9 protein-coding genes and 1 pseudogene are annotated in these 7,813 nt (G+C 59.7%); 6 read left to right on the forward strand and 4 right to left on the reverse strand.

Annotation, left to right across the window (positions count from 1 at the left end):
- Positions 1-935 (forward strand): annotated as a pseudogene (locus BN2476_RS40035) (adenylate/guanylate cyclase domain-containing protein); the annotation flags it as partial.
- A 74-nt stretch (positions 936-1,009) separates the two neighbouring features.
- On the opposite strand, the gene BN2476_RS40040 reads toward BN2476_RS40035, so the two are convergent.
- The 4 genes from BN2476_RS40040 to BN2476_RS40055 form a co-directional block, all read right to left on the reverse strand.
- Positions 1,010-1,330 (reverse strand): DUF4148 domain-containing protein, encoded by a 321-nt coding sequence (locus BN2476_RS40040; RefSeq protein WP_087739699.1) that lies wholly within the window; start codon positions 1,328-1,330, stop codon positions 1,010-1,012.
- A gap of 531 nt (positions 1,331-1,861) precedes the next feature.
- The gene (locus BN2476_RS40045; RefSeq protein WP_087739692.1) at positions 1,862-2,800 is read right to left on the reverse strand and encodes a CopD family protein; all 939 of its coding nucleotides are present in this window, start codon (positions 2,798-2,800) and stop codon (positions 1,862-1,864) included.
- A complete protein-coding gene (copC, locus tag BN2476_RS40050; RefSeq protein ID WP_087739693.1) occupies positions 2,800-3,171 on the reverse strand; it encodes a copper homeostasis periplasmic binding protein CopC in 372 nt (123 codons plus the stop codon). Before copC ends, BN2476_RS40045 begins: the two co-directional genes overlap by 1 nt.
- 115 nt (positions 3,172-3,286) lie before the next feature.
- Positions 3,287-3,607: a DUF4148 domain-containing protein gene (locus tag BN2476_RS40055; RefSeq protein ID WP_087739694.1), complete on the reverse strand. Its 321-nt coding sequence runs from the start codon at positions 3,605-3,607 to the stop codon at positions 3,287-3,289.
- A 421-nt stretch (positions 3,608-4,028) separates the two neighbouring features.
- Between BN2476_RS40055 and BN2476_RS40060 the strand changes: the two genes are divergently transcribed.
- From BN2476_RS40060 to BN2476_RS49830, 5 genes are all read left to right on the forward strand, one after another.
- Positions 4,029-4,577 (forward strand): BREX system Lon protease-like protein BrxL, encoded by a 549-nt coding sequence (locus BN2476_RS40060; RefSeq protein ID WP_218274592.1) that lies wholly within the window; start codon positions 4,029-4,031, stop codon positions 4,575-4,577.
- A 498-nt stretch (positions 4,578-5,075) separates the two neighbouring features.
- Positions 5,076-6,020: a metallophosphoesterase family protein gene (locus BN2476_RS40065; protein WP_087739695.1), complete on the forward strand. Its 945-nt coding sequence runs from the start codon at positions 5,076-5,078 to the stop codon at positions 6,018-6,020.
- 86 nt (positions 6,021-6,106) lie between these two features.
- The gene (locus tag BN2476_RS40070; protein WP_438942945.1) at positions 6,107-6,403 is read left to right on the forward strand and encodes a cupredoxin domain-containing protein; all 297 of its coding nucleotides are present in this window, start codon (positions 6,107-6,109) and stop codon (positions 6,401-6,403) included.
- A 362-nt stretch (positions 6,404-6,765) separates the two neighbouring features.
- Positions 6,766-7,008, forward strand: coding sequence for a hypothetical protein (locus BN2476_RS46840; protein WP_160111847.1), 243 nt, complete (start codon positions 6,766-6,768; stop codon positions 7,006-7,008).
- Between the two features lie 126 nt (positions 7,009-7,134).
- On the forward strand, positions 7,135-7,813 hold a 679-nt coding region (locus tag BN2476_RS49830), incomplete at its 3' end, for a tyrosine-type recombinase/integrase (RefSeq protein WP_369122663.1).

Raw genomic sequence — 7,813 nt, forward strand, 5'->3', positions numbered from 1 at the left:
CTTACCTTGCCGCTACCCCCATACACTACACCCCACGGCACTTGGTGCAGCGCATCCTGGCCGAGCAGGCAGCCATGGAAGCCAGGGGGGCCACCGCCGGGGAACGAAAGACAGTTACCGCGCTGTTCGCCGACATAGCCGGCTCGACCGCGCTGATGCATGACCTCGACCCCGAAGACGCCCGCGGTCTGATCGACCCCGTATTGGCCCTGATGATGGAGGCCGTGCATGACTACGAAGGCTATGTGGCGAAGTCGATAGGCGATGGCATTCTCGCACTATTTGGCGCGCCGATCGCCCATGAAGACCATGCGCAACGAGCCCTTTATGCGGCGCTGCGCATGCAAGACGAGATGCGCGGTTATGCCGACCGTGTGCGGCTCGCACAGGGGATCGCGCTGCAGATCCGGGTTGGCGTCAACTCCGGCGAGGTGGTGGTTCGCGGCATTCGCGCCGACGACTTGCACACGGACTACGACCCGGTGGGGCACTCGATCAACATTGCCTCGCGCATGGAAAGCGTCGCGCTGCCGGGTTCCATCGTCGTGAGCGAACACACGTACAAGCTGAGCGAGGGCTATTTCGCGTTCAAGACCCTCGGCGCAACGCCCATCAGGGGGCTACTCACGCCACTGACTGTCTTCGAAGTGCTCGGTCCCGGCCCGCTGCGCACCCGGTTGCAGGTCGCAGCGAGCCGCGGACTGGCTCGCTTCGTGGGCCGCAGCCACGAGCTGGCACATCTGGAGCACGTGTTCTCACAGGCCGTGGCTGGGCACGGGCAGATCGTCGGCGTGGTCGGCGAGCCGGGTGTTGGCAAGTCACGGCTACTCTACGAATTCAAACTGCGCGCGCCACGCGAGTGGCTGGTGCTGGAGACCTTCTCCGTCTCCCACGGCAAGGCCTATCCGTATTTGCCGTTGATCGAACCCCTGCGACCCAGACCCTGCCGCGCCGGGAGACCGGCGCGGCGCGAGGTGGGCACGGCCGGGCGCCGGTCTTATCAGCAGGTCTATTGACCGTAAAGCGACGGCATATCAGCCGCTGAAGCAGGACCACCCGATTGGGACGTCCCGCCCGCCACACCACCATTGCTGGTGGCCCCGGCTTGCGCAGCGGCGTGCTGTGCAGCGACACGCGCCTCGGCTGCCTGGATATCGGCCGGATAATTTACATCATCATCCGCCGTGGCCGGGTTGTAGCCAGCCTTTTCGAGCTCGATGAGTTCCTCACGCACCTGCGCACGGGTCAACGGCTGGTTCGATTGAGCAAACGATACGAGAGGGGCGATGACAACGAGTGCACCGGCAACTGCCTTAATGAACGACTTCATGAAGGACAACCTCACACAAAGAAAATCTCGCAATAGTCTGCGGCGGCAACGAAACCGTAGCCGGCCGCGTGCATAGCTGCGGCACGCCCTCGTAATACCGGTTCCGCTAACGACTTATTCCCTTAGCGGATATGTGCTTATTAACAGTGAAAATGTTCGAGCGAACCGGGCGCCTGTCTGTACGGCTCATTGCCGCAAGTTCCTTGAACAGCAATCGCGTCACAGCTCGGTTCTGCAAGCTGCAGTGAGCTGTCCGATACGCTCTCAGGGCAACCCGATATCCTTTATCAGGACCCAAAGAAAATGTCGCAAAAGTGTCCGGGGACCGAGCACGAACCCGTGGCCGGCCGTGTCACGCCGGATTGTCCGCTACCTGTCGGCATGCCTCCTACGGGCGTGTCGCGCGGCGTAGTTTCGGGATTGCTTGCCGGGCTCGCGTATTGAGTTCGACAACGCAGAACTGAACCTCATAAGACATCTTGCGGTGGTCCATCCGCGTGGACGTTGCTTTGTGTGACTCGCTCCTTTAGTCTACGTCCCCGCTAAGGGACTGGAGGCGAGTACTGCAGCCGTAGCGACGACGCCTGCCAGCACAACGGACTCGATATGCAGGACGGTAGCAAATCGCCTGAGGGGGCGCGTGGGCGATTCCAACGATGACCTTTTCAGAGTCGCGAGCACTCGTGGCATCTCGAAGAACCGATTATGGCCTCCCAGTGCTGCAGCCAGAATTACCAGTGCCAGTTTCAGCAGCAATAACTGTCCATAGGTCGACGCCAACAAGTTGCCAGGCATACCTACGCCTCGCCAACCGTTGTACGCTCCAGTCAAGAAAAGCGCCACAAATGCAAACGTGGCAGCATTCGATAAGGACTGTATGAACGCGGCGCTGGCCCGCTGCGCATCGGCCGGCGCGTCAATCAGTCGTGGCGCTACGACATAGGTGGCGACCAGTACAAGGCCGACCCAAACGCTGATAGCTAACAGGTGGACCCAGTCCGCCCAAACGGGCAGGCTGAATGCTCCTGCATCGACCGGATGATCCATGTGGCTTCGTGCAAGCGCGATTCCCATCATCACCAGCCAAATGACAGGACGCAGCCGAGTCAATGCCGCCGAAGGCAGAAGCGCCAATGCGAGTACGCTCAGCATAAGCACGGTGCTTGCCAGCCAGGCGTGGCCAAAACCGGTTTCCTCGACCATCGAGCGGACCGCAGGCGCCGCCTCCGAAAGCGCAGAGTCGCTCATCAACGCGGAATGAATCCAAAACGCGAACGCGCTGAATGCTAATGCACTGAACGCAGCGGTGCGCATCGCCACGTGAAGACGTTTGCTGACATTTAGCTGCCACGGCGACTCTTCTCGTGCAAACCATCCGTCAATAAGCAGCGCACCCACCACGATAGCGAAGCTCACGTTCTGCAGCGCCACGAAGGCGAGGCGTAGCGTGCCAAGGAAACCGTCATTCATCACTTCACCGTGAAGGTGTAGGTGCCCTTCGTCTTGTGAGAATCATGCGTCATCACTGCCCATTGCACGGTGTACGCCCCCGACGCCAGCTTCGGGACTGAGACTGTCAATACGCGAGGGTTGGACGCGTCGACTTTTGCCTTTTCTTTGGTCGCCTGTACGCCACCAGCATCGCTCACCTTGACGGAGCTGAATGCGGGCTCGAGGGCTTCGTTGAACGTTAACCGTAATGCTTCCGGGGCGCGGTCAACAGTGCTTCCTACGGCTGGTGACGTGCTTTTCAGCTTTCCATGCGCAGCCGCCAGAAGCGGCATAAGCCCGAACGCGGCGGCTGTAGCGCTGATTAGTGTTTTGCGCGTCAATGTCTTCATATTCGATTCCTCTCTGAGCATTTGGGCTGGGCTGGCTGCGACCCAGACCCTGCCGCGCCGGGAAACCGGCGCGGCGCGAGGTGGGCACGGCCGGGCGCCCGTCTTATCAGCAGGTCTATTGACCGAAGTAAAGCGACTTCGTATCAGCCGCTGAGGCAGGACCACCCGATCGGGACGTCCCGCCCGCCACACCACCGACGCTGGTGGCCGCGGCTTGCGCCCCGGCGTGCTGCGCAGCGACACGCGCCTCGGCCGCCTGGATATCGGCCGGATAATCGGCGTCATCCACCGTGGCCGGGTTGTAGCCGGCCTTTTCGAGCTGGATGAGTTCCTCACGCATCTGCGCACGGGTCAACGGTTGGTTCGATTGAGCAAACGATACGAGAGGGGCGGCGACAACGAGTGCACCGGCAACTGCCTTGATCAACGACTTCATGATGGACAAACCTCACACAAAGAAAGTCTCGCAAAAGTCTGCGGCGGCAACGAATCCGTAGCCGGCCGCGTGCATACCTGAGGGCACGCCTTCGTAATACCGGGTCCGCTAACGACTTATTCCCTTAGCGGATATCTGCCTAACAGTGAAAAAGTCGGAACGAAGCGGGCACCTGTCCGCACGGCTCATTGCCACAAGTTCCTTGAATGAGCCGCAATAGCGCCAAAGTTCGTTTCTTCCGATAGGCCCAGTCACGGCACCCCGATACGCTTGCACTCGCCTGCACCGGTCGCAACAGGCTCTGCGCCCGTGCCCCTCAATGCGACCGCTGAACGGACAATTGGCATCGCGTACCGGACACATGGCACCGGCTTGTGCGCCCGCTGACAACGAAACAAGATGTCGACAAGCTTGGTCGCCAATGGGCGCCGACGACGCCCGCCGGCGTATGCCTCAAGAGGAGGTGAAGGTGCGCCTTGTGGACTCGGACTTCTGGGCCGAAGTAACGAACTTCGGCCACAAGAACGTACACGTCCCGGAGCACTACGTCCGCGACTACGAGCGCCTCGTGATGGGCGGCGTCTGGGCGCAGGTGGACATGCGCTTCGAGTACGACGAGGAGTCGCGCGGGAAGAACCCGTTCTGGATCGACAAGCTCACGCCGATCCAGATGGCGACCTTCGATCTCGAGGAGTACCGGCGCGTTCGGAGTGAATTCACGAGGGACGAGTGGCTCGACCTTATCATGCGTAGCATGGGGTACGAGCCTGACGAGATGTCGCGGCGCCTGAAGCTGCTCTTCCTAGTGCGACTTATTCCACTGGCCGAGCGGAACTGCAACCTCGTCGAGCTCGGCCCGCCCACCGGGCGGTTACACTGCGAAAACGCTTTTCTTGCTGCCGTGCATAGCAGCTGCCAGACGTACCGCCGAAGTCTCACTTCAGACTCCTGTGAGTGCTGCGCGACATGAAGCACCGGCGTAACCGGCCCAGAGGTTACCCACCGATGATCGGTGCAAGGCGCAGTCATTTTGATTCGCTGCGTACTGACATACTGTTTCGGCGAATCGCTTTAACGCTGACACCGAGCCGCATACGCTTTCGTTTTCCTCGCGGCGATTTTGTCGTCGACGATGACTGCCAAACCCAATGCACGGGCCAGGTCCATGACGTCCTTTTTGATCGATCAATGCGTATTCCTCGCTAGCAAAACCGCGAGCATGCGACGGTTATTCCGTGATCCGAGCGGATGTAGGTGAGGGCGTCCAAGGCCCCGGGGCCGAGTTCAACACGCAAATGCGCCATGCAGCAGCCCGGTGAGTGGACGTGCCCCATCGAGCGCCAGCTATGCGATTTCCGATTTGGGAATAAAACCGACGCCGCCGCAGTCTAGCTCTCTGAACACCAGCCCTGGAGGCCCGCCGGATGAACGGGCGGTCTACCTCCTAAAACCCAGTCGAGAGGACATTATGTCGTCAGATCTTCCTTCTCATCCGTCGCGCCGCAGGGCATTGAAATGCCTCGCCTTCGGCGGCGCGGGCACCCTGTTTGTCCTGGCCGGAGGCGTCCTCACGCCCGTGGAATTGGCCCTTGCCGTCAATAGCAAGGACAAGTCAGCGGCCTCGGGCGTTCCTCTGTTCCTGCAGATCAGCGACTCGCATATTGGCTTCAACAAGGAAGCCAATCCGGATGTCGAGGGTACGCTCAAACAAACGATTGATTTCGTCAACGCCATGCCGGTCAAGCCGGCCCTGACGATTCACACGGGCGATATCACGCATCTTTCGAAGCCGGAAGAGTTCGACTTCGCGGCCCAATTATTGTCGGGGCTGAATATCACCGAGTTGCATACCGTGCCCGGCGAACATGATGTGACAGACGGGCCAGGAGCCGAATACTTCAAACGCTTCGGCCAAGCCTCGGATAACAAGGGCTATTACAGCTTCGACCACAGTGGCGTGCACTTCATCGGTCTCGTCAATGTGATGCATTTCAAGCCAAACGGGCTGGGGAGCCTGGGCGAGGACCAGCTTTCCTGGCTGGAAAACGATTTGAAAGCGCGCTCGTCCAGTACGCCGATCGTCGTCTTTGCCCACATGCCGATGTGGACGATCTACGAACCGTGGGGTTGGGGCACCGGCGATGCCGGCCAGGCGATGAACTATCTGAAGCGGTTCGGTTCGGTCACCGTCCTGAATGGACATATCCATCAGATCGTTTCCAAGGTGGAAGGGAATATCACTTTCCATACCGCGCGCTCGACCGCCTATCCGCAACCGACGGCCGGCAATGGCCCTGGACCCATGCCGCTGACGGTGGCGAGCGATCAGCTTCCCCGGATGCTTGGCGTGACCAGCATCAAGATCTCGCGCCACCCGCTCGCGGCGACGCTTTCCGACACGACCCTCGCCTGATTTGGAATATCGCTCAGTCAACAAGGAGTTAAGCCATGCTATCCACTTTCCTTCGTCGCGCGTTTGTCCTCTCCGTCGGAAGCGGGATGCTGATTGCGGCATTGGCCACGGGGTTGCCTGCCGCACAAGCGCAGGAGCCCAATGAGATCGTTATCAAGAATTTCATGTTTTCGCCAATGTCCCTCACCGTTAAGGCTGGGACGACCGTGACCTGGAAAAATATGGACGGCGAACCGCATTCGGTCGTCAACGATGCTGGGATGTTCCGCTCCGCTGCGCTCGACCAGAACGATATGTATCAGTTCAAGTTCGACAAGCCGGGTGTCTACAAGGTGTTTTGCGGCATACACCCGAACATGAAAGCGACGATCACCGTGCAGTAGGTGGATTAAATTCGACCGGACAGGCTGCGGTATTCCTTGCGAGATTCGCACTTCATGTTCATGTCGTTATTCGCGGCGGCGGACTCAGTGCAAGTATCAATCTGGCTGCAAAGCTTGCGCTGATTCAGGACCGGTGGCAGCCGCGGGTGGTCGCCGTTCAAGATCGTGAAGATCGAGGGCGACTTCATGTGGCACGACCATTCGGATCGCTTCGAGTGCCTGATTCTTGACCTATGTGGAGCACATCGTTATGTACAGCCAACCGCCGCGACCTTCGTCCGCTCGGGCTTTGAGGTCGCGGAACTACACATAACTGGAAGCAGCTACTGTGATTCTTCCGTTCACTTGAATGTGAGATCCACATGCTGGAATTTCTCTTTCCCCGCGATTGGCCGCACTATGCTGCCGGCCCGCAAGGACAGCTAGTCCGCAATTTTTCGGCGTGGGTCGTCGAGCGCGGCTACACGCGCATTTGCGCAAAGCGCCACGTACACCGTTTCCGTGAGGTTCTTGCCTATAACCATGTCGCGGCTGGCACCAGCCTCCCGATTACCTCGATTGCGCTGTCCCGCTGGTTCGCACCGTGGTCGCATGAGACGTTATAACGCGCCACGCAGCGAGCGGCAGCACGCTTCCTAACTGATCGAGGCCTCTTCGTTCCGGTCGCAAAGCCCGGCCGATTCGACCCGCTCGTTTCACAATACCGTTCGCACCTCGTTGATCTGCGTGGACTGTCTTCTTCCACGGTTGAACAGCACCTGAGCACGGTTACCGGCTTCTTGGCGAGCGCCTGTTCGGGGCGTAGGCGCCTTGCGAGCGTTAGATCCGAGGATGTTGAGGGCTTTATCGATCAAACCAGCAAGCGTCTTTGCCGTCAGAGTCTTCAGCATACGGTTGCACACCTTCGCGCCTTTCTGAGGTTCTGCGCCGATCGAGGCTACACGAGGAATCGACTCGACGTCATCGACACACCCCGTACCTATCGCGGAGAACTTCCACCACGGGCGCTCGATTGGAGGACGGTATGCAAGCTCCTTCATTCGATCGACCGTTCGAGTGTTGAGGGTTGCCGGGATCACGCGATTCTCTACCTGATGGCCTACTACGGCTTGCGCCCAACAGAAGTTGCTGGCTTGACGCTCGACTCGATTGACTGGGAGAACAGCACCCTGCGGGTCGACCAGTGCAAGACTCGGTCGGTACTAATCTTGCCGCTCAACGGACGAACGCGGCGCGTGCTCGAGCGCTATCTGCGCGGTCGGCCACCTTTGGCGAGCACACACCGGTTATTCCTGAGAGTGAGGTGCCCGGCCGGTCCGATCAAGGCTGCAACGGTCGACGACATCTACGCCAAGCGCGCACGGCTCAGTCGTCTGCCCATTCGGCAGACCTGTAGTGGTCTAATTTCCT

The sequence above is a fragment of the Paraburkholderia piptadeniae genome (assembly GCF_900007165.1).
In the GTDB taxonomy this organism is placed as follows: domain Bacteria; phylum Pseudomonadota; class Gammaproteobacteria; order Burkholderiales; family Burkholderiaceae; genus Paraburkholderia; species Paraburkholderia piptadeniae.

What these genes read in the sequence shown, in the direction of transcription:
- BN2476_RS40045 (WP_087739692.1), bottom strand. Translation starts at nt 2,800, where the DNA reads ATGAATGACGGTTTCCTTGGCACGCTACGCCTCGCCTTCGTGGCGCTG.
- BN2476_RS40065 (WP_087739695.1), top strand. Translation starts at nt 5,076, where the DNA reads ATGTCGTCAGATCTTCCTTCTCATCCGTCGCGCCGCAGGGCATTGAAA.
- BN2476_RS40060 (WP_218274592.1), top strand. Translation starts at nt 4,029, where the DNA reads ATGGGCGCCGACGACGCCCGCCGGCGTATGCCTCAAGAGGAGGTGAAG.
- BN2476_RS40040 (WP_087739699.1), bottom strand. Translation starts at nt 1,330, where the DNA reads ATGAAGTCGTTCATTAAGGCAGTTGCCGGTGCACTCGTTGTCATCGCC.
- BN2476_RS40070 (WP_438942945.1), top strand. Translation starts at nt 6,107, where the DNA reads ATGCTGATTGCGGCATTGGCCACGGGGTTGCCTGCCGCACAAGCGCAG.
- BN2476_RS46840 (WP_160111847.1), top strand. Translation starts at nt 6,766, where the DNA reads ATGCTGGAATTTCTCTTTCCCCGCGATTGGCCGCACTATGCTGCCGGC.
- copC (WP_087739693.1), bottom strand. Translation starts at nt 3,171, where the DNA reads ATGAAGACATTGACGCGCAAAACACTAATCAGCGCTACAGCCGCCGCG.
- BN2476_RS40055 (WP_087739694.1), bottom strand. Translation starts at nt 3,607, where the DNA reads ATGAAGTCGTTGATCAAGGCAGTTGCCGGTGCACTCGTTGTCGCCGCC.